Below are 19,894 nucleotides of genomic sequence, written 5' to 3'. Positions count from 1 at the left end.
AAGTGCCGGAAGGGGTTTTGACCATTGTTGCCATATGAAAAGGACTCCAAAGGCAGACTGGCTTACCAGTACTGTACCGATTTTGTACCTTTTGGCCATGGAGCCAATAGCGAGACCACTACCTCAGAAAGCATAAAGCCGCGCAGGGCGCGGCTTTTCAGTAGCTGGTGGGCCCACACGGACTCGAACCGTGGACCAAAGGATTATGAGTCCTCTGCTCTAACCGACTGAGCTATAGGCCCTCAGTAAGTGGCCGGATTATAACGAGGGTTTCGCACCTGTGCCATCTGAAAGATCCGATAGTGCTATGCGAAGGAACGAAGCGGCGAATTCCTCTGGCGGTAGTGGCAGGCTGACGATGTAGCCCTGGATCTGCTCGCAGCCTTCCGCTGCCAGGAAACGCTGCTGCGCCTGGTTTTCCACCCCTTCGGCAATGATGGTCAATTGCATGCTGCGGCCCAGCGCGATGATCGCCCGGGCGATGGCTGCATCGTGGGGGTCGTCAGGCAGGCCGCGGATGAACGATTTGTCGATCTTGAGGATATCCAGCGGCAGGCGCTTGAGGTAACTCAGCGAAGAATAGCCCGTGCCGAAGTCGTCAATTGCCAACTGCACGCCCAGTTTCTTCAGCTGGTGAAGCACGACCAAGGCTTCTTCGGCCTGGCTCATGATGAAGTTCTCGGTAATTTCCAACTGCAGGTCGCCAGCCTTCAGGCCGTAGGTCTTGAGTAATTGCTCGATGCGTTTGGCCAGGCCGTGATGGCGCAACTGGGCCCCAGCCAGGTTGATCGAAAGCGGGCCGAACGCTTCATAGTCCCGCTTCCAGCGATGCATCTGCCGGCAGGCCTGCTCCAGTACCCAGTCACCCAACTGCAGGATGGTGCCGTTCTCTTCGGCCAGGTGGATGAAGTGCTCAGGCGGCACTTCACCGAAGGTCGGGTGGCTCCAGCGGATCAGTGCTTCGGCGCCGACCAGGCTCTGGGTCTTGAGGCTGAGCTTGGGCTGGAAGCACAGGCTCATTTCATTGCGCTCCACGGCGCGGCGCAGTTCATGCTCCAGGGCAATGCGTTCGCTGGCCTGGGCGGTGAGGTCGCGGGTGTAGGCTTCGACGCGGTTGCGGCCCTTGGCCTTGGAGCGGTACATGGCGGCATCGGCGTTGCGGATCAGCGTGGCGACGTCGCTGCCGTCTTGTGGATACAGGCTGATGCCAATGCTGGCGCTGGTGAAGAATTCGTGTTCGCCAGCCTGGAACGGTGCGTTGAAGCAAGCCAGCAATTTGTTGGCGATGGAGCTGGCGTCGCTGGGCTTGTGCAGGCCGGGCAGCAGGATGATGAACTCGTCGCCACCCAGGCGGGCCACGGTGTCGACGTCACGTACCTGCTCTTTCAGGCGCTGGGCGATGCCTTTTAGCAGCAGGTCGCCGACCGGGTGGCCGAGGCTGTCGTTGATGTGCTTGAAGCGGTCAAGGTCAAGGAACAGCACCGCACCCTGGCGGTTGGACACCTGCGCACAGGCCAGTGCAGCCTGTAGGCGGTTCTCGAACAGGGCGCGGTTGGGCAGGCCGGTCAGTGGGTCGTGGTGGGCCTGGTAGTCGAGCTTGGCCTGGGCATGCTTGAGGCTGGAAATATCAGCGAACACAGCGACGAAATGGGTGATTTCGCGCTCGGTGTTGCGCACCGCGCTGATGGTCAGCCAGCTGGGGTAAAGCTCCCCGCTCTTGCGTTTGTTGAAGATCTCGCCTTGCCAGTGGCCTTCAGCGGTCAACTGGTGCCACATGGCGGCGTAGAAGGCACTGTCGTGCTGGCCGGAGGCGAGCAGGCGCGGCGTTTGGCCGAGGGCTTCGATTTCGCTGTAGCCGGTGATTTCGCTGAACGCACGGTTGACCGCACTGATGCGCTGGTCGATGTCGGTAATCAGTACGCCCTCGGCAGTGTTCTCGAATACCGTGGCGGCCAGTTGCAGTTTTTCTTGCATGAGGTGGCGTTCGGTGATGTCGCGGGCAATGGTCAGCATGCAGTCGATCCCAGCAATCGGCAGTGGCCTTGCTGAGAGTTCGCACAAGCGAATTTGCCCGTCGCTGCGGCGAATGTGGCAGGTGAAATCACGCACGAAGCCGTCGCGGTTCAACTGGTCGACCAGGCGTTTGCGCTCGTTGAGGTCGACCCAGATACCAAGGTCCAGCGACGTCTGGTCGATGGTCGGGTTCAGATCGTAGCCGGTCAGGCGGCAGAAGCCTTCGTTCACCTCCAGCAGCAAGCCGTCACTCTGGCGCGACAGCAGCAGCCCGTCGGGTGAGGCATGGAAGGCCTTGGCGAATTTTTCTTCAGAGGTTTGCAGCTGCTGCTGGGTTTCCTTGAGCTGGCTGATGTCGCGTACCGCGACCACCAAGGCGGGGGTGCCGTCGAGCTCGAAGGTTTCCGCCGAGGTCAGGCCGGTAAACAATTGGCCATTGCTGCGGCGGAAGGTCATTTCCAGGTTGCGGATACCGCCTTGGTGCAGGCGTTCCAGCACCCGTGGTCCGCTGCCTTCTACGCCCCACAGGTTGAGCTCGGTAGCGGTACGGCCGATCACCTGGTCCGGGGCCAGGCCGATCTGTTCCTCGAACGCCTCGTTCACCTCCAGCAGGCAGCCATCGCTGTGGCGGGCGATAAGCAGGATGTCGGGGCATTGCTGGAACACCGAGGCGAATTTTTGCTCGGACAACCGCAGGGCGTCCTCGGTGCGCTTGGTTTCGCTGATGTCGATCATCAGGCCGCGCATCACGGGGTGGTGGCCATGTTCGATCATGCTGACGATGTTGCGTACCCAAAGCGCTTGGCCGTCGGCGCGGATGACTCGGTAGTCGAGGCTGTGGTCGCGCCCAGCGGCGGTTTCGCTGTCACAGTAGACCTGGGCCCAGAGGGCATCTTCCGGATGCAGTATGCTGCGCCAGAAGCCCGGTTTCAGCCAGTCGGTCAGCGGGTAGCCGAGCAGGCCCTCGGCGTGGGGTGACACATAGCTATAGGTATAGTCATTGGCGTCGGCTTCCCAGGCAATGGCTGAAAGGCTTTCGACCAGCCCACGGTAGTGGTATTCACTGCTGCGCAGCTCCTGCTCCAGGGCAATGCGGCGGGAAATTTCCGAGCTGAGCCGGCGGTTGATGCGGATGACAATGGCCAGTACGCCCATCAGGAACAGCACGGTTGGCAGGCCGTACACCAGCAAGTCGGACCAGAACATCCGCTGGTCGACCACATTGCCCACCCAGCGCTGCTGGATCTCGCTGATTTCGCCGCTGCTCATGTCGGCCATCACTTTGTCGAGAATGCCGACCAGTACTGGATTGTTGCGCGGCACGGCCATGGCCAGTTGATAGCGATAGGGCGTTTCACCGCTGACATACAGGCCATCAAGCTTCAGCTGGCGCAGGCTCCAGATACTCGATGCCAAGTCCCCGACCACAGCATCCACCTGGTCGGTGGCCAAGGCCTGTAGTGCCGAGCTGACGTTAGGCAGTGCCACCAGGTTGAGGTCTGGGTGGTGGGTGCGCAGCAACTCATGTGGCGCATAATTTTCGACCACGGCAATTTTCAGCCCATACAGGTCTTGCAGGTTGTGCGGTTGAGCGCCGCCCTTGTGGGCGAGGATCACGATGGGAAAGTCCAGGTATGGCCGGGTGAAGGACAGGTAGGCCTGGCGTTCTGGGGTCGACATGATGCCGGGCAGCAAGTCGATACGGTTTTCGCGTGCCTGTGCCAATACCTCGGTCCAGTTACTGGGCTCGACCGGTTTCAGTGTCACGCCCAGGCGTTGCTGGATCTTGGCGATGTAATCGGCGGCCAATCCCTGGTAGCGGCCCTCCTGGTCGCGGAACTCGAACGGCGGCCAGGAGGCATCTACGCCCAGTCTCAGCTGCGGGTGGGCAGCCAGCCAGGCTTGCTCCTCGTCTGTCAGGGTAAGGGCGCCGGCCGTTGTGTTCCAGGCAATCAGGATCAGCAACAGGATGGCCGGCTTCAGGGGCATGACGGCCTCGCTTTCAGGTGGTCTGAAGTCGAGTGTAGACGGGCATTGCTGCTGGTGTGCGGAAGAACAAGAGGCCTTTTGTCAGATACAACAGTGCCTTGCGCCAATGCCGGGGCGGCGTGGTGTATGGCACCGGGCTTTGCCGGTGTTCGCGGTTGAAGCCGCACCCACAGGGGATCGCACATGCCTCGTGTCAGCTGTGGCTCAGAAGGCAGAAAAGAAAAACCCCGGCCTGGGCCGGGGTTTGTTCATCACTCGTCGAGGAAGGAGCGCAGGTGCTCGCTGCGCGTCGGGTGGCGCAATTTGCGCAACGCCTTGGCTTCGATCTGACGGATCCGCTCACGGGTCACGTCAAACTGCTTGCCTACCTCTTCGAGGGTATGGTCGGTGTTCATGTCGATACCGAAACGCATGCGCAGCACCTTGGCTTCGCGTGCGGTCAGGCCCGAGAGCACGTCACGGGTAGCTTCTTTCAGGCTTTCGACCGTGGCTACGTCGATCGGGGACTGCATGGTCGAGTCCTCGATGAAGTCGCCCAGGTGCGAGTCTTCGTCGTCACCGATCGGGGTTTCCATGGAAATCGGCTCTTTGGCGATTTTCAACACCTTGCGGATCTTGTCCTCAGGCATTTCCATGCGCTCACCCAGCTCTTCCGGGGTCGGTTCGCGACCCATTTCCTGCAGCATCTGCCGGGAAATACGGTTGAGCTTGTTGATCGTCTCGATCATGTGCACTGGAATACGAATGGTGCGAGCCTGGTCAGCGATCGAACGGGTGATTGCCTGACGAATCCACCAGGTGGCGTAGGTCGAGAACTTGTAACCACGACGGTATTCGAACTTGTCTACCGCCTTCATCAAGCCGATGTTGCCTTCCTGGATCAGGTCGAGGAACTGCAGGCCACGGTTGGTGTACTTCTTGGCGATGGAGATAACCAGACGCAGGTTTGCCTCGACCATTTCTTTCTTGGCGCGGCGGGCCTTGGCTTCACCGATCGACATGCGACGGTTGATTTCCTTGATCTCGGCAACGGTCAGGCCGGTTTCGGTCTCAAGGTCGATCAGCTTTTGCTGGCAAGCAACGATGGCGGCGTCCTTTTCACCCAGGGCGGCTGCCCATTTGGTGTTGCGCTTGGCCAGGTCACCGCTCCAGGTCTGGTCGGTTTCGTTGCTGGGGAACAGGCGCAGGAAGTCGGCGCGCGGCATGCGGGCGTCACGCACGCACAGTTGCATGATGGCGCGTTCTTGCTGGCGCAGACGGCTCAGGGCGTCACGAACACGCTCGACCAGTACCTCGAACTGCTTCGGTACCAGTTTGATCGGCATGAACAGGTCAGCCAGGGCCTGCAGGGCCTCGATGCTTTCCTTGTGACTGCGACCGTGTTTCTTCAGAACCTTGTTGGTGACCTGAAGCTGGTCGTTGACCGCACCGAAACGCTGGGCGGCGACAACGGGGTCGGGACCGCTTTCGGTCTCTTCTTCGTCGTCACTGCCTTCGCTTTCTTCGTCTTCGTCGTCCGACTCTTCCTTGGCCGCTGGGGCCTTGGCGCCGATGACTGGCACTTCGTCGGTGGGCGCTGCGATATTGTCATCAGGGTCGATGTAACCGCTGAGCACATCGGACAGGCGGCCACCTTCGGCGGTGACACGGTCATATTCGCCGAGAATGTAATCGACAGTGCCCGGGAAGTGGGCGATGGCGCCCATGACTTCACGAATGCCTTCCTCGATACGCTTGGCGATTTCGATCTCGCCTTCGCGGGTCAGCAGCTCGACTGTACCCATTTCGCGCATGTACATGCGCACCGGGTCGGTCGTGCGGCCGATATCGGTTTCAACTGCCGCCAACGCAGCAGCGGCTTCTTCGGCCGCGGCTTCGTCGGTGTCGGCTTCCGCCAACAGAAGGGCATCCGCATCCGGAGCACTCTCGAATACGTTGATCCCCATGTCGTTGATCATGCGGATGATGTCTTCCACCTGTTCCGGATCTGAAATATCCTCAGGCAGGTGGTCGTTGACCTCCGCGTAAGTCAGGTAGCCCTGCTCACGACCGCGGGTGATCAACTCTTTGATACGAGACTGCTGTTGCGCTTTTCCGGACATAACACCCTATCCACTGAAGGTCTTGGCGGGCAAAAAACAAGCCGAGGATTATACCCGAGCATGGGCCTCACGCGCCAGATGAGGTCGGCGTTTGTGCGGGAACATTCCGGCTCAGCAAGGCGAGGAGCTGGGTTTTTTCCTCGCTGGTCAATTCGCTTTGACGTGATTTCCTGAGCAGTTGTTCCAGGCTGCGCTCGCGTTGGCGGGCGGACAAGCTAGTAATGGTGTCGAAAAACTGTTGTTCAAGGTTGTCGGCCACGATCAGCCATTCCTTTTCTGCCAAGGCTCGCAGCAGGCGGCCCTGTTCGGTGCCATGCCAGCGAGCAATCAGCTGCATTGAGCTTAGCCCAGGATTTTTCTGTGCGGCTTCGATCAATGCCACCAGCAGCTGGCTGTACAGGTGCTCTTCGTCGGCAAAGTGGCTGGCATCTTCCACCTTGCCCGCCAGCAGCGGGTGGTGCAGCAGGGTGCGCAGGGCCGCCAGGGTAGGTGGCTCGACCGGCGCCGGCACCCGTGGCGGCGCTTCGTTGCGCTGCCAGTTTTTCCCGCCCTTGCGGTTCTTGTCCCATGGCTTGTCGCCCCACGGCTTCTTGGCGCCGCCCTTGTTGGGCTTCCAGGCCTGCTCCTGCTGGAACGGCGCCGGCTCGAACTGTGGCATGTCGCCGAAGTCGGGGGTGTAGCTGGCCATGGCGTCGTAATCGTAGCCAGGGTCGTAGTCCGGCATGCTGCTGGGCGCGGGTGCCTGCTGGGCCAGTTGCTCGACCTGTTGAGGGTCGAGGCCGGTGATTTCTTTCAGGCGGTTGCGCATCAGCTGGCGCAGGTTGGCGCCGGGAATCTTTTCGATCAACGGTACGGCCAGGGTCGCCATGTGGGCCTTGCCTTCCAGCGAGCGCGGGTCGGCTTCGACGCCCAGTTGCTCGAAGAAGTAGTCGGCCAGCGGCTGGGCGTGCTGGTTGATGCGGGCCATGAAGGCGTCGGTACCTTCGGCGCGTACCAGGCTGTCTGGGTCTTCGCCTTCAGGCAGGAACAGGAAGCGCGCCCGGCGGCCGTCCTGCAGGTTGGGCAACGCCGATTCCAGCGCGCGCCATGCCGCTTTGCGCCCGGCCTGGTCGCCGTCGAAGCAGAACAGCACGCTGGGCACCACGCGGAACAGGCGCTTGAGGTGTTCTTCGCTGGTGGCCGTGCCAAGGGTGGCCACGGCATTGCGCAAGCCTTGCTGAGCAAGGGCGATGACATCCATGTAGCCCTCGACAACGATGATTTCGTCGAGGTTGCGGTTGTGCTTGCGCGCCTCGTACAACCCGTACAGTTCCTGGCCCTTGTGGAATACCGGGGTTTCCGGGGAGTTCAGGTACTTGGGTTTGTCGTCGCCGAGCACCCGGCCCCCAAAGGCGATGATGCGCCCGCGGCTGTCACGGATCGGGAACATTACCCGGTCGCGGAAGCGATCGTAGCGCTTGCCGCTTTCGGCGTTCTCGATCAGCAGGCCGGCATCGATCATCACCTTCTGCTGCAGGGTATCGGCGCCCAGGTGCTTGAGCAGGTTGTCCCAGCCGGGCGGGGCGAAGCCCAGGCAGAAGTCGCGGGCAATTTCCCCGGACAGGCCACGGCCTTTGAGGTAGTCCACCGCTGCCTTGCGGGTCGGGTGGCTACGCAACGCCTGGCGGTAGAACTCGGAGGCTGCATCCAGCAGCGGGTACAGCGGCGAATCGGTGGGCTGGCGTGGCTTGTTGTCACGGCGGCCTTGTTCGCGGGGTACTTCCATGCCGGCGGCGCGGGCCAGCTCCTCGACGGCCTGGGGGAAATCCAGGTTGTCGTGGTCCATGACAAAGCCCAGGGCGTTGCCACCGGCGCCGCAGCCGAAGCAGTAGTAGAACTGCTTGTCGGGGCTGACCGTAAAGGAAGGGGTTTTTTCCTTGTGGAACGGGCAGCAGGCGGAGTAGTTCTTGCCGGTTTTTTTCAGCTGGACGCGCGAACTCACCACGTCGACGATGTCGAGGCGGTTGATCAGGTCGTCAATGAAGCTCTGGGGAATCAGCCCGGCCATGGCAGTCTCGTCATCTGGCAACTGGCAAGTCTAATCGCTCGCGCGCCGAATGGGGCGGGTGCCGCTTGATATGGTGCGAGGAAATGTGTGCTCGCCGCCGGCCACTAGGGGCCCGTCAGTCTGACGTGCACGTCTGGTCATGGAACAGCGAAGACCAGCTCTGACGTTTCAGGCAGGTTGCCCGTATGCAGTTCGCGTGAAGCTTGTGCGGGGCCTTGGGCTGGCTGCCCAAGTGTTAAACGACCACTGCCATCGCCCGGCGTTAGCCGGGCAGGGCAGAAGCTTTGCGTTGAACGCCTGTATTAGTACAGACGAACGGCGCGGCGCTGTTCGCGCTGAACTTTCTTGGCGTGACGCTTAACAGCAGCAGCTGCTTTGCGCTTACGCTCTGCGGTCGGCTTCTCGTAAAACTCGCGGCTACGAACTTCAGCCAGTACACCGGCTTTTTCGCAGGAGCGCTTGAAACGACGCAGAGCTACGTCGAAGGGTTCGTTCTCTTTAACTTTGACGGCTGGCATCCAGGGCTACCTTAATTCATTACCGGGGTAGACGTGCTCCTGGCAAAACAAAGGTGTGCTGGAGAACGTCGGTTTTCAAGGGTTGCGGATGTTAACCCTTAGCAAGCCGGAATGCAAAGCCTCTGATCGAAAACCGCTGGTCGGCACTCGGCACGGGGACTATCATGCGCGGCTTCGAATTCAGCCCCCACAAGGGACGAGCCCATGCTAGTACTGGGATTGGAAACATCCTGCGACGAAACTGGCGTCGCATTATACGACAGCGAACGCGGTTTGTTGGCCGACGCGCTGTTCAGCCAGATCGACCTGCACCGCGTGTTTGGCGGTGTGGTGCCCGAGCTTGCCTCGCGTGACCACGTCAAGCGCATGCTGCCCCTTATCCGCCAGGTGCTGGACGAGGCGGGCTGTGTCGCCACCGAGATCGACGCCATCGCGTATACCGCCGGCCCCGGCCTGGTCGGGGCCTTGCTGGTGGGGGCGTCGTGCGCCCAGGCGCTGGCATTTGCCTGGGACATTCCGGTAATTGGCGTACACCACATGGAAGGCCACCTGCTGGCGCCCATGCTGGAGGAAAACCCGCCCGAGTTTCCGTTCGTCGCTTTGTTGGTGTCCGGTGGCCATACCCAGTTGGTTCGGGTGGATGGCATCGGCCAATACGAGTTGCTGGGCGAGAGCCTGGACGATGCCGCTGGCGAGGCCTTCGACAAGACCGCCAAGCTGATTGGCCTGAATTACCCGGGTGGCCCGGAAATCGCGCGCCTGGCCGAGCAGGGCGTGCCGGGGCGCTTTGTGTTCCCCAGGCCGATGACCGATCGTCCTGGGCTGGAATTCAGCTTCAGTGGCCTGAAGACGTTCGCCCTGAACACCTGGCAGCAGTGCAAGAATGCTGGCGACGACGGCGAGCAAACCCGTTGCGACGTGTCTCTGGCATTCCAGCAGGCGGTGGTAGAGACTTTGACCATCAAGTGCAAGCGGGCCCTCAAGCAGACTGGCCTCAAGCGCCTGGTCATCGCCGGGGGCGTAAGTGCCAACAAGGCCCTGCGCGCCTCGCTGGAAGAGATGCTGGCCGGCATGAAGGGCAACGTGTATTACGCGCGGCCGCAGTTCTGCACCGACAACGGCGCGATGATCGCCTATGCCGGCTGCCAGCGGCTGCTGGCTGGGCAGCAGCAGGGCCTGGGGATCAGCGTGCAGGCACGCTGGCCGATGGAGCAATTGCCACCGCTGTAACGGCCGCTGCAAGGTTCAGAAGTGGCGTTCGCGCCCGGCAAACAAATCGCGCAGGTTGCTGCGGTGGCTCCAGACGATCAGGGCGGTGAGCACGGTGATCGGCAGCAGGGCTTCCGGCTCGCGCCAGGCCAGCAATGGCAAGGTCAGCGGGGTGGCGATCAGCGCGGCCAGCGAGCTGGTACGGGTGAGGTAGAAAATCAGCAGCCAGGCGCCAACCGCCAGCAGCGCGGCGGGGAAATACAGGCCCATGAGCATGCCGGCAGCCGTCGCCACGCCCTTGCCACCCTGGAAGCGGAAGTACACTGGAAACAGGTGGCCCAGTACTGCATACACGCCTACCCAGGCCTGCTCTTGCAGGTCCAGCCCGGCGAGGCGGGCGAGCAATACTGGCAACAGGCCCTTGCACAGGTCGCCAAGCAGGGTCAGGATCGCCATTTTACGGCCTGCCAGGCGTAGCATGTTGGTAGCGCCGGCATTGCCTGACCCACTGGAACGCGGGTCCGGGCTGCCCGAGAGGCGGCTGAGGACAATGGCGAAGGACAGCGAGCCGAGCAGGTAGGCGAGCAACGCCAGTAACCAAAACATGCTAACTATTCCGGGCGAGGACGCCCTGATTCTAACGGCGCCAGTCGCCCTTGTCGTGCTGTGGAGAAAAGTGCTTGGACAGAGTGTTCATCGAAGGCCTGGAAGTCGATACCGTTATCGGTGCCTATGACTGGGAGCGGGATATTCGCCAGTGCTTGCGCCTGGACTTGAGCTTTGCCTGGGACAACCGCCCTGCGGCGGCAGGCGACGACCTGAACCTGGCCCTGGATTACGCCAGCGTTTCGGCGCGTATCCAGGCATTCGCCGAGCAGGCCCGTTTCGAGCTGGTGGAAACCTTTGCCGAGCGTCTGGTGGCTGCCTTGATGGAAGAGTTCCACATCCCGTGGGTGCGGCTGAAGCTGACCAAGCCTGGCGCGGTGCCGGCGGCCCGTGGCGGTGTTGGCGTGGAGATCGAGCGCGGATGTCTCTGAGCACGGTTTACCTGGGCCTTGGCAGCAATGTCGACCGTGAGGCGCATTTGTGTGCCGGGCTCGATGCGTTGGCCGCGATACTCACCGACATGCGCTGTTCTCCGGCTTTTGAAAGCCAGGCGGTGGGGATCAAGAGCGGGCCGTTCATCAATTTCGTGGTCAGCGGGCAAACCGCGTTGCCGTTGATCGAACTGGACCGCCGGCTGAAGTTCATCGAGGCCGACAATGGCCGTTATGCGCCTGACCGCAAAGGGTTGCCGCTGGATATCGACGTGCTGATGTATGACGACCTGCATGGCAACTTCGATGGGCTGGTACTGCCCCGGGCCGAGATCTTGAAGAACGCCTTCGTGTTGTGGCCGCTGTCGCTGCTGGCGCCGGAACTGGTGCATCCGGGGGCGGGCAAGACCATGGCGCAGTTGTGGCAGGACGCGCAGATCGACCAGGTGCTGGCCCCGGTGGCCTTTGAGTGGCGTGGGTTGCAGTTGACGCCGGCGTAAGCTTGTTCCGGCCTTTTTGCGGCGGCCCGCGAACACCGGCGGAGCCGGTGTCAGACACCGCGTAGCCTGCTTCGCGGGCATGCCCGCTCCCACAGGTGAATCGCGTAGGCTCTGCAAATTTTGAGAAAGACAGTGGCTCCTGCAAGTACGGCGGCAACTCCAAGCAGCGCAGGCCCGCTCCCACAGGTGAATCGCGCAGGCTCTGCAAATTTTGAGAAAGACAGTGGCTCCTGCAAGTACGGCGGCAACTCCAAGCAGCGCAGGCCCCTGTGGGAGCGGGCATGCCCGCGAACACCGGCAAGGCCGGTGCCAGACACCGCGTCGCCTGCTTCGCGGGCTTGCCCGCTCCCACAGGGGCTGTGTTGCCTTCACGTTGGCGCAGTACCTGTGGGAGCGGCTTTAGCCGCGAAAGGGCCGGTAGCACTAGCAGTGCCGGTAAGCCTCAAGCGCTTTCAGCCGCTGCGCTTTGAGCGCTTCGCCCAGTGCCTGGCCAGTCAGCCCTGCCTGCACAAGCGGCTTCACATCCACCGCCCGCGCCGCTGCCGCAGCGCCACGCAAGTACTCGCCCTGTGGATAACCCGCTTTGCCATTCCCCAGTGCGGCCATCTCGCAGGCAGCCAGGAAATCCTCAAACCGCTGCGGGCGCCGGTACACATCGAACTTCTGCAACAGCGCCAGCAGCGACATGGCAGGCAGCTGCAGCGCCTGATCAGCCTGCACCAGGCACTCCCCCGTCAGCAGGGCCAGCTCCTGGCATTCCCGCGGCGCCTTGAGGCGCTGGTTGACGGTTTTGATCGAAGCGGGGGGCAGCTGGTGCAGCAGGCAGGCCCAGCGCACGTGCAGGGGCTGTTCATGCGCAGCTGCTTGTTCTAGCGCAACCAGGGCTTGGGGGGCGCTATCAAGCTCAGGCAACAGTTCCCGGAGTGCGGCGCACGCATGCAGTACCTGGAAGAACACCTGCGGCTGGGCTTCCATCAGCGCGCGCTCGATTTCCTTCCAGCTGCGCTCGGCAGTCAAGGCCTGCAATTCGCCCGAGGCACTGATCTGGCGCATCAGCTCCAAGGTTTCATCGGCGACCCGAAAGCCCAAGGGGGCATAACGCGCAGCAAAGCGCGCCACCCGCAGCACACGCAGGGGGTCTTCAGCGAACGCTGGGGAAACGTGGCGTAACAGGCGTTGGTCCAGATCCCGCGCGCCATGGTAAGGGTCATGAACCTGCCCGGCCTCATCCTCGGCCATGGCATTGATGGTCAGGTCGCGGCGGATCAGGTCTTCTTCCAGGGTCACGTCAGGGCTGGCATGGAAGGTGAAGCCACCGTAGCCGCGCCCGCTTTTGCGTTCGGTACGGGCCAAGGCGTATTCCTCGCCGGTTGTCGGGTGCAGGAATACCGGGAAGTCGGCGCCGACCGGGCGGTAACCCTTGGCCAGCATTTCCTCGACGCTGGCACCGACCACCAGCCAGTCGATATCGCTGACCGGTCGGCCGAGCAGGCGGTCACGTACGGCACCGCCAACCTTGTAAATGTGCATGAGCAACTCTCCATAACTGCCGACAGCATAACCCGTCGGCAGTCATGGCGTGGCTTCAGAGATGGTGAATCACAGCCAGGTCCATGCGGCCGTATTCACCGCCCTCGCCGTGGTCGCCGCGTGGCGGCATGTGGTGGGTCTTGACCACCTGGTCGCCTTGCACGGTCTCCAGGTGGATATCGAAGCCCCACAGCCGATGCAGGTGCTTGAGGACTTCTTCGGTCGAGTCGCCGAGCGGTTTTCGGTTGTGCTGCTGGTGACGCAGGGTGAGGGAGCGGTCCCCACGGCGGTCGACACTCCAGATCTGCACGTTCGGCTCACGGTTGCCCAGGTTGTACTGGGCTGCCAGTTGCTCGCGAATAAGCCGGTAGCCCGACTCGTCGTGAATGGCCGGCACCAGCAGATCGTCCCGCTGGTCATCATCGAGAATGCTGAACAGCTTGAGGTCGCGCATTACCTTGGGTGACAGGTATTGCAGGATGAAACTCTCGTCCTTGAAGCTGCTCATGGCGAACTTGATGGTTGAAAGCCAATCACTGCCGGCAATGTCGGGGAACCAGTGGCGATCCTCTTCGGTTGGGTTCTCGCACATGCGGCGGATGTCGGTGTACATCGCAAAGCCCAGCGCGTAAGGATTGATGCCGCTGTAGTAGGGGCTGTCGAAACCAGGCTGGAACACCACACTGGTGTGCGACTGCAGGAACTCCATCATGAAGCCTTCGGTGATCAGCCCTTCGTCGTACAAATCGTTCATCAGGGTGTAGTGCCAGAAGGTTGCCCAGCCTTCGTTCATCACCTGGGTCTGGCGCTGCGGGTAGAAATACTGGGCTATCTTGCGCACGATGCGCACCACTTCGCGTTGCCAGGGTTCCAGCAGCGGGGCGTTCTTTTCGATGAAATACAGGATGTTTTCCTGCGGTTCGGCGGGGAAGCGCCCTTCATCTCGGTCATTGCCCTTGTCGGCGCTTTTCGGGATGGTGCGCCACAGGTCGTTGATCTGCCGCTGCAGGTGCTCCTCGCGCTCCTGTTGCCGGCGCCGCTCCTCTTCGGCGGAAATAGGGTAGGGCCGCTTGTAGCGGTCTACGCCATAGTTCATCAAGGCATGGCAGGAGTCGATCAGGTCTTCCACGGCGTCGATGCCGTGACGTTCCTCGCACTGCGCGATGTACTGCTTGGCGAACACCAGGTAGTCGATGATCGAGCTGGCATCCGTCCAGGTGCGGAACAGGTAGTTGCCTTTGAAGAAGCTGTTATGCCCATAGCAGGCATGGGCGATCACCAGTGCCTGCATGCACATGGTGTTTTCTTCCATCAGGTATGCGATGCAGGGGTCGGAGTTGATCACGATCTCGTAGGCCAGGCCCATCTGGCCACGGCTATAGGACTTTTCCGTGCTGAGGAACTGCTTGCCGTAGGACCAGTGGTGATAGCCCAGCGGCATGCCGACGGAAGCGTAGGCGTCCATCATCTGCTCGGCCGTGATCACCTCGATCTGGTTGGGGTATGTGTCCAGGGCGTAGCGTTCGGCCAGGCGGCTGATTTCCCGGTCGTAGGTCTGGATCAGTTCGAACGTCCATTCGGACCCGGTGGAAATGGGTTGGCGTCTCTGTGCTCTGGCGGTCATGTGGCTAACCTGCGCTGGAAGAGTTCACGGAAGACCGGGTAGATGTCGCCGGCCGATACCAGCTGCTGTTGGGCAAACGTGTCGGGGAAGGCCTCGCCGATGCGTTCGTATTCGTACCACAGCGCCTGGTGCTCACGGGGGGTGATTTCGACGTAAGTGTAGTACTGCACGTGCGGCATGATCTGCTTGGCCAGGATATCGCGGCAGATTGGCGAGTCGTCGTTCCAGTTGTCGCCGTCGGACGCCTGGGCAGCATAGATGTTCCAGTCACTGGCCGGGTAGCGTTCAGCCATGATCTCCTGCATCAGCTTGAGTGCGCTGGAAACGATGGTGCCCCCGGTTTCCCGAGAGTAGAAAAATTCTTCCTCGTCCACTTCGCGGGCACTGGTGTGGTGGCGAATGAACACAACTTCGATGCGGTCATAATTACGCTTGAGGAACAGATACAGCAGGATGAAGAAGCGCTTGGCGATGTCTTTGGTCGCCTGGGTCATCGAACCGGACACGTCCATCAGGCAGAACATCACCGCCTTTGAACTGGGGTTCGGTTGCTTGACCAGCAGGTTGTACTTGAGGTCGAAGGTATCGAGGAACGGCAGGCGGTTGATGCGTGCCTTGAGGCGTTCGATTTCCTGTTCGACTTCCTGGATGTCGGTGAAGTTGTCCGGTTCCTCTACGCGCAGGCGCGCCAGCTCCTTCTGTGCTTCGCGCAGCAGGGCACGGCTGCTGCCGGTCAGGGCGATACGCCGGGCGTGGGCCGAGCGCAGGGTGCGCACGATGTTGATGCGCGACGGGTTGCCTTCGTTGGCGATACCGGCGCGCACAGTCTTGAACGTGTCGGCACCGGTCAGGTGGCGTTTGACCAGGTTGGGCAATTCGAGGTCTTCGAACATGAATTCGAGGAACTCTTCCTGGGTGATCTGGAAGACGAACTCGTCCATGCCTTCGCCGGAGTTGCCGGCCTTGCCACGGCCGCCGCCCCCCCCGCCCCCGCCTTGCGGCCTGGGTATGTGTTCACCGGCGGTGAACTCCTTGTTGCCGGGGTGCACGATGGTCTGTTTGCCCCCGCGGCCATGGTGCAGCACCGGTTCGTCGATATCACGCCCGGGAATGCTGATCTGTTCGCCGTGTTCCATGTCCATGATGGAGCGGCGGCTTACCGCCTCTTCGACGGCCTTCTTGATGTGTTCGCGGTACCGCCGCAGGAAGCGCTGGCGGTTGACCGTGCTCTTGTTCTTGCCGTTCAGGCGGCGGTCGATAACGTAGCTCATGGTCCCTCCGGTAGCTGGAGCAGCTGCAAGCCACAAGCCCATAGACTCCAAGCGGTAAGCTTCAAGCTGCAAGTAAAAGCAGCCATCGCTGCCGCAGATGCTGGCGCCTGACGTGCGCCGGCGCCAGCCAGCTTGTGGCTTGCAGCTTGTAGCTTGGCACTAGGCGGCTTGCCGCTTTATTGCGATTTCCTGACCCGCAGGTACCACTCCGACAGCAGGCGCACCTGCTTGTCGGTATAACCACGCTCCACCATTCGGGTGACGAAGTCGTTGTGTTTCTTCTGGTCCTCTTTGCTGGCTTTGGCATTGAAGCTGATGACCGGCAGCAGGTCTTCGGTGTTGGAGAACATTTTCTTCTCGATCACCACCCGCAGTTTTTCGTAGCTCAACCAGCTTGGGTTCTTGCCATTGTTGTTGGCGCGTGCGCGCAGTACGAAGTTGACGATCTCGTTGCGGAAGTCTTTCGGGTTGCTGATGCCTGCCGGCTTCTCGATTTTCTCCAGCTCTTCGTTGAGCGCGATGCGGTTGAGGATCTCGCCGGTTTCCGGGTCGCGGTATTCCTGGTCCTGGATCCAGAAGTCGGCGTACAGCACGTAGCGGTCGAAGATGTTCTGACCGTATTCGCTGTAGGACTCCAGGTACGCTGTCTGGATTTCCTTGCCGATGAACTCGATATAACGCGGCGCCAGGTACTCCTTCAGGTAACGCAGGTAGCGCTCGCGCACTTCGGCAGGGAACTGCTCCTGTTCGATCTGCTGCTCCAGCACATACAACAGGTGCACGGGGTTGGCGGCAATTTCGTGTGGGTCGAAGTTGAACACCTTGGACAGGATCTTGAAGGCAAAGCGGGTCGACAGGCCATTCATGCCTTCGTCGACGCCGGCCGAGTCGCGGTATTCCTGGATCGACTTGGCCTTCGGATCGGTGTCCTTGAGGTTTTCACCGTCGTACACGCGCATTTTTGAATAGATATTGGAGTTTTCAGGCTCTTTGAGCCGCGACAGCACTGTGAATTGCGCCAGCATCTTCAGTGTGTCCGGTGCGCAATGGGCCTTGGACAGCGAACTGTTGACCAGCAATTTGTCGTAGATCTTGATTTCGTCGCTGACGCGCAGGCAGTACGGCACCTTGACGATGTAGATCCGGTCAATGAACGCTTCGTTGTTCTTGTTGTTACGGAAGGTGTGCCACTCCGATTCGTTGGAGTGCGCCAGCAGGATGCCCGTGTACGGTATGGCGCCAAGGCCTTCGGTACTGTTGTAGTTACCTTCCTGGGTGGCGGTGAGCAAGGGGTGCAGGACCTTGATCGGCGCCTTGAACATTTCCACGAATTCCATCAGGCCCTGGTTGGCCCGGCACAGAGCCCCCGAGTAGCTGTAGGCGTCGGCGTCGTTCTGTGGGTATTCCTCGAGCTTGCGGATGTCGACCTTACCCACCAGGGCAGAGATGTCCTGGTTGTTTTCGTCGCCCGGTTCGGTCTTGGCGATGGCGATCTGGTTGAGGATGGAAGGGTAGAGCTTGACCACTTTGAATTTGGAAATATCGCCGCCGAACTCCTGCAGCCGCTTGGTTGCCCAGGGCGACATGATGGTGTTGAGGTAGCGCCGCGGGATGCCGAACTCTTCCTCGAGAATGGCCCCGTCTTCGGTGGCGTTGAACAGGCCCAATGGCGATTCGAACACCGGTGAGCCCTTGATGGCGTAGAACGGTACCCGCTCCATCAGCTGCTTGAGTTTTTCCGCCAGCGACGATTTACCGCCACCTACCGGGCCCAGCAGATAGAGGATCTGTTTCTTTTCCTCCAGGCCTTGGGCGGCGTGGCGGAAGTAGGACACGATCTGGTCGATGCACTCTTCCATGCCATGGAAGTCGGCAAAGGCCGGATAGCGGCGGATCACCTTGTTGGAAAAAATGCGCGACAGCCTGGAGTTGGTAGAGGTGTCGATCAGCTCTGGCTCACCGATGGCCAGCAACAGGCGTTCGGCCGCCGATGCGTAGGCACTGCGATCCTCTTTGCACAGCTCGAGGTACTCCTGCAGCGAGAGTTCTTCCTGGCGCGTTGACTCGAAACGTTGTTGGAAGTGGCTAAAAATACTCATGACGTCACCTCGCTCGATACGTGGAGACGACGCCGGATCAGTCAGCTGATGCTGGCAAGCAACCGGGTTCGCCAGTTGCTGTATACCCCCCAGAACACCCTGTTACGCTACCGATGACCCGCACGCCGGTGTACCGGCTCTCCCCTTTTTTGGATGGCCTGAGCTTAAGCGTAGTTGGTTATCTGCAAGGTCAAGGGGCGAGGAGTGCAGAAGTTACGAACGACCGTTCGTCAGGTAAGCCGCAAGCCCGCGCAGGGCGCGGGCTGCAGTAAAAATGAAAAAATTTATTCGGCAGCGCCTTGGGCTGTCTCGGCCGGGTAGGTGGTGCGCCACAGTTCAAAACCACCGTCGACGCTGTACACGTCGGAGAAGCCCTGGCCTACCAGGTAGGCGGCAGCGCTCTGGCTGGAGTTGCCGTGGTAGCAGACCACCAGGGTGGGGGCGTCGAGGTCGGCATTGCGGATGAACTCGGCGACCGAATGGTTATCCAGATGCCGGGCGCCGGTAATGTGGCCGGCAGCAAAGGCTTGCGAGTCACGGATATCGACCACGACCGCACCTTCTTGCTTGCGAAGCTCCAAGGCCTGCTCGGGAGGGATGCGCTTGAATTCGCTCATGGGTACTACTTCCTTCAGGTGTGGTCATTGAGTGTAGTGGGTTGTGCCGGCTGGCGCAGGGTGCCGTCGGCGGCGCAGTCGCAGCGGTGGTATTGGCCGCTGTCGAGGTTGTACAGGGTCATGGCGCCGCCCCACACGCAGCCGGTGTCCAGGGCGATGACGTCAGGCTGGTCGACGCGCCCTTCAAGGGCGGCCCAGTGGCCGAAGATGATCTTCACGTGCCGCGAGCGGCGGTCCTTGTGGGCAAACCAGGGTTTGTAGCCTTTGGGCGCGGTGCCCAGGCCTTCCTTGCTTTTGAGGTCGAGTTTGCCTTCTGCGGTGCAGAAGCGCATGCGCGTGAAGTAGTTGGTGATGACCCGCAGGCGCTCGATACCGGTGAGGTTCTTGCTCCACTTGTTCGGCTCGTTGCCGTACATGCCATCCAGATACAGCTTCAGGCGAGTGTCATCGCGCAGCACCTGCTCCACCTCGTCTGCCAGCTTCAGGGCTTGCCCGAGCGTCCACTGCGGCGGGATGCCGGCATGAACCATGGCAACGCCCCGCGCCTCATCGTAGTGCAGCAGCTTTTGCTGGCGCAGCCAGTCGAACAACTTGTCCGCATCTGGCGCTTCGATGATCTCGCGCAAGGTGTCGCTTTTCTTCAGGCGCTCGACGTTGTGCCAGGCCGCCAGCAGGTGCAGGTCGTGGTTACCCAGCACGCAAACTAGGGACTGGCGCATCGCGTACAGAAAACGCAGCGTTTGCAGCGACTCGGGGCCGCGGTTGACCAGGTCGCCCACCAGCCACAGGCGGTCCACGGCGGGATCGAAGCGTACCCGTTCGAGCAGGCATTTGAGCGGCTGCAGGCAGCCCTGCAGGTCGCCGACGGCGTAGGTGGCCATTAGTGCAGGGCCCCGGGCACCGCCAGGCGAAACGGGGCGATTTCGGCATCGAAACGTTTACCGTCTTCGGCAAACATCTGGTAGCTGCCCTGCATGATGCCTACGCGGGTGCTGATGACAGCCCCGCTGCTGTAGGTGTGGCTCTGGCCCGGCTCGATATTGGGCTGCTGGCCGACCACCCCGGCGCCGCGCACTTCTTCGACCTTGCCGTCACCGTTGGTGATCAGCCAGTGGCGCGACAGCAGTTTGGCTTTCAGCGAGCCGTTGTTCTGCACAGTGATGGTGTAGGCGAAAGCGAAACGACTGTTTTCCGGGTCGGATTGCTCTTTGAGGTAGCGGGTCACGACGCTGACGTCGATTTGATAGCGGGGGTCGGACATGCAAGGGCCTTGGGCGAACTGACGCAATGATGCAGTCTAGGCCATTGGCGGGGGGGAGGGCCAGCGGTGGAAGGGCT

15 protein-coding genes and 1 tRNA gene are annotated in these 19,894 nt (G+C 61.2%); 3 read left to right on the top strand and 13 right to left on the bottom strand.

The window, feature by feature from the left end; genetic code table 11:
• Window positions 1–165: 165 nt before the first annotated feature.
• The 5 genes from ACF8SD_RS01115 to rpsU all read right to left on the bottom strand — a co-directional run bounded on the left by ACF8SD_RS01115 (window position 166) and on the right by rpsU (window position 8,669).
• Window positions 166–242: transfer RNA gene (locus tag ACF8SD_RS01115), tRNA-Ile, on the bottom strand.
• Between the two features lie 16 nt (window positions 243–258).
• Window positions 259–4,002: an EAL domain-containing protein gene (locus ACF8SD_RS01110; RefSeq protein WP_392483421.1), complete on the bottom strand. Its 3,744-nt coding sequence runs from the start codon at window positions 4,000–4,002 to the stop codon at window positions 259–261.
• 251 nt (window positions 4,003–4,253) lie between these two features.
• Window positions 4,254–6,104 (bottom strand): RNA polymerase sigma factor RpoD, encoded by a 1,851-nt coding sequence (rpoD, locus tag ACF8SD_RS01105; protein WP_173887403.1) that lies wholly within the window; start codon window positions 6,102–6,104, stop codon window positions 4,254–4,256.
• A 67-nt stretch (window positions 6,105–6,171) separates the two neighbouring features.
• Window positions 6,172–8,151 (bottom strand): DNA primase, encoded by a 1,980-nt coding sequence (gene dnaG, locus ACF8SD_RS01100; RefSeq protein ID WP_173887404.1) that lies wholly within the window; start codon window positions 8,149–8,151, stop codon window positions 6,172–6,174.
• Window positions 8,152–8,453: 302 nt separating this feature from the next.
• A complete protein-coding gene (gene rpsU, locus ACF8SD_RS01095; RefSeq protein ID WP_003255575.1) occupies window positions 8,454–8,669 on the bottom strand; it encodes a 30S ribosomal protein S21 in 216 nt (71 codons plus the stop codon).
• 204 nt (window positions 8,670–8,873) lie between these two features.
• Between rpsU and tsaD the strand changes: the two genes are divergently transcribed.
• Window positions 8,874–9,899 (top strand): tRNA (adenosine(37)-N6)-threonylcarbamoyltransferase complex transferase subunit TsaD, encoded by a 1,026-nt coding sequence (tsaD, locus tag ACF8SD_RS01090; RefSeq protein ID WP_392483420.1) that lies wholly within the window; start codon window positions 8,874–8,876, stop codon window positions 9,897–9,899.
• Window positions 9,900–9,914: 15 nt separating this feature from the next.
• Here the strand turns inward: tsaD and plsY are convergent, their stop codons facing one another.
• Window positions 9,915–10,484 (bottom strand): glycerol-3-phosphate 1-O-acyltransferase PlsY, encoded by a 570-nt coding sequence (plsY, locus tag ACF8SD_RS01085; RefSeq protein WP_009682800.1) that lies wholly within the window; start codon window positions 10,482–10,484, stop codon window positions 9,915–9,917.
• A 74-nt stretch (window positions 10,485–10,558) separates the two neighbouring features.
• Here plsY and folB point away from each other — a divergent pair, with 74 nt between their 5' ends.
• Both folB and folK read left to right on the top strand, forming a co-directional pair.
• Window positions 10,559–10,915: a dihydroneopterin aldolase gene (folB, locus tag ACF8SD_RS01080; RefSeq protein WP_009682799.1), complete on the top strand. Its 357-nt coding sequence runs from the start codon at window positions 10,559–10,561 to the stop codon at window positions 10,913–10,915.
• Window positions 10,906–11,415 (top strand): 2-amino-4-hydroxy-6-hydroxymethyldihydropteridine diphosphokinase, encoded by a 510-nt coding sequence (folK, locus tag ACF8SD_RS01075; RefSeq protein WP_054904250.1) that lies wholly within the window; start codon window positions 10,906–10,908, stop codon window positions 11,413–11,415. The genes folB and folK overlap by 10 nt, the downstream gene beginning before the upstream one ends.
• A 423-nt stretch (window positions 11,416–11,838) precedes the next feature.
• On the opposite strand, the gene ACF8SD_RS01070 is transcribed toward folK, so the two are convergent.
• From ACF8SD_RS01070 to apaG, 7 genes are all read right to left on the bottom strand, one after another.
• On the bottom strand, window positions 11,839–12,945 hold the full coding sequence (locus tag ACF8SD_RS01070; protein ID WP_392483418.1) for a multifunctional CCA tRNA nucleotidyl transferase/2'3'-cyclic phosphodiesterase/2'nucleotidase/phosphatase: 1,107 nt from the start codon (window positions 12,943–12,945) through the stop codon (window positions 11,839–11,841).
• 55 nt (window positions 12,946–13,000) lie between these two features.
• Window positions 13,001–14,569: a SpoVR family protein gene (locus ACF8SD_RS01065; protein ID WP_173887408.1), complete on the bottom strand. Its 1,569-nt coding sequence runs from the start codon at window positions 14,567–14,569 to the stop codon at window positions 13,001–13,003.
• The gene (locus tag ACF8SD_RS01060) at window positions 14,566–15,840 is read right to left on the bottom strand and encodes a YeaH/YhbH family protein (protein WP_173887409.1); all 1,275 of its coding nucleotides are present in this window, start codon (window positions 15,838–15,840) and stop codon (window positions 14,566–14,568) included. The genes ACF8SD_RS01065 and ACF8SD_RS01060 overlap by 4 nt, the downstream gene beginning before the upstream one ends.
• 176 nt (window positions 15,841–16,016) lie before the next feature.
• Window positions 16,017–17,939 (bottom strand): PrkA family serine protein kinase, encoded by a 1,923-nt coding sequence (locus ACF8SD_RS01055; RefSeq protein WP_173887410.1) that lies wholly within the window; start codon window positions 17,937–17,939, stop codon window positions 16,017–16,019.
• A 284-nt stretch (window positions 17,940–18,223) separates the two neighbouring features.
• Window positions 18,224–18,556, bottom strand: coding sequence for a thiosulfate sulfurtransferase GlpE (gene glpE, locus ACF8SD_RS01050; RefSeq protein WP_009685234.1), 333 nt, complete (start codon window positions 18,554–18,556; stop codon window positions 18,224–18,226).
• A 14-nt stretch (window positions 18,557–18,570) separates the two neighbouring features.
• The gene (locus ACF8SD_RS01045) at window positions 18,571–19,437 is read right to left on the bottom strand and encodes a symmetrical bis(5'-nucleosyl)-tetraphosphatase (RefSeq protein WP_392483417.1); all 867 of its coding nucleotides are present in this window, start codon (window positions 19,435–19,437) and stop codon (window positions 18,571–18,573) included.
• Window positions 19,437–19,817, bottom strand: coding sequence for a Co2+/Mg2+ efflux protein ApaG (gene apaG, locus ACF8SD_RS01040; RefSeq protein WP_392483416.1), 381 nt, complete (start codon window positions 19,815–19,817; stop codon window positions 19,437–19,439). Before apaG ends, ACF8SD_RS01045 begins: the two co-directional genes overlap by 1 nt.
• Between the last annotated feature and the right edge of the window lie 77 nt (window positions 19,818–19,894).

It is taken from the genome of Pseudomonas sp. CJQ_9, assembly GCF_043106615.1.
GTDB lineage: Bacteria > Pseudomonadota > Gammaproteobacteria > Pseudomonadales > Pseudomonadaceae > Aquipseudomonas > Aquipseudomonas juntendi.
This window is presented reverse-complemented; position numbering and strand designations above follow the sequence as displayed.

Bases quoted from the DNA above. Each gene is read 5' to 3' on its own strand.
- ACF8SD_RS01110 (WP_392483421.1), bottom strand. From the start codon at position 4,002: ATGCCCCTGAAGCCGGCCATCCTGTTGCTGATCCTGATTGCCTGGAAC.
- rpoD (WP_173887403.1), bottom strand. From the start codon at position 6,104: ATGTCCGGAAAAGCGCAACAGCAGTCTCGTATCAAAGAGTTGATCACC.
- dnaG (WP_173887404.1), bottom strand. From the start codon at position 8,151: ATGGCCGGGCTGATTCCCCAGAGCTTCATTGACGACCTGATCAACCGC.
- rpsU (WP_003255575.1), bottom strand. From the start codon at position 8,669: ATGCCAGCCGTCAAAGTTAAAGAGAACGAACCCTTCGACGTAGCTCTG.
- tsaD (WP_392483420.1), top strand. From the start codon at position 8,874: ATGCTAGTACTGGGATTGGAAACATCCTGCGACGAAACTGGCGTCGCA.
- plsY (WP_009682800.1), bottom strand. From the start codon at position 10,484: ATGTTTTGGTTACTGGCGTTGCTCGCCTACCTGCTCGGCTCGCTGTCC.
- folK (WP_054904250.1), top strand. From the start codon at position 10,906: ATGTCTCTGAGCACGGTTTACCTGGGCCTTGGCAGCAATGTCGACCGT.
- ACF8SD_RS01070 (WP_392483418.1), bottom strand. From the start codon at position 12,945: ATGCACATTTACAAGGTTGGCGGTGCCGTACGTGACCGCCTGCTCGGC.
- ACF8SD_RS01065 (WP_173887408.1), bottom strand. From the start codon at position 14,569: ATGACCGCCAGAGCACAGAGACGCCAACCCATTTCCACCGGGTCCGAA.
- ACF8SD_RS01060 (WP_173887409.1), bottom strand. From the start codon at position 15,840: ATGAGCTACGTTATCGACCGCCGCCTGAACGGCAAGAACAAGAGCACG.
- ACF8SD_RS01055 (WP_173887410.1), bottom strand. From the start codon at position 17,939: ATGAGTATTTTTAGCCACTTCCAACAACGTTTCGAGTCAACGCGCCAG.
- glpE (WP_009685234.1), bottom strand. From the start codon at position 18,556: ATGAGCGAATTCAAGCGCATCCCTCCCGAGCAGGCCTTGGAGCTTCGC.
- ACF8SD_RS01045 (WP_392483417.1), bottom strand. From the start codon at position 19,437: ATGGCCACCTACGCCGTCGGCGACCTGCAGGGCTGCCTGCAGCCGCTC.
- apaG (WP_392483416.1), bottom strand. From the start codon at position 19,817: ATGTCCGACCCCCGCTATCAAATCGACGTCAGCGTCGTGACCCGCTAC.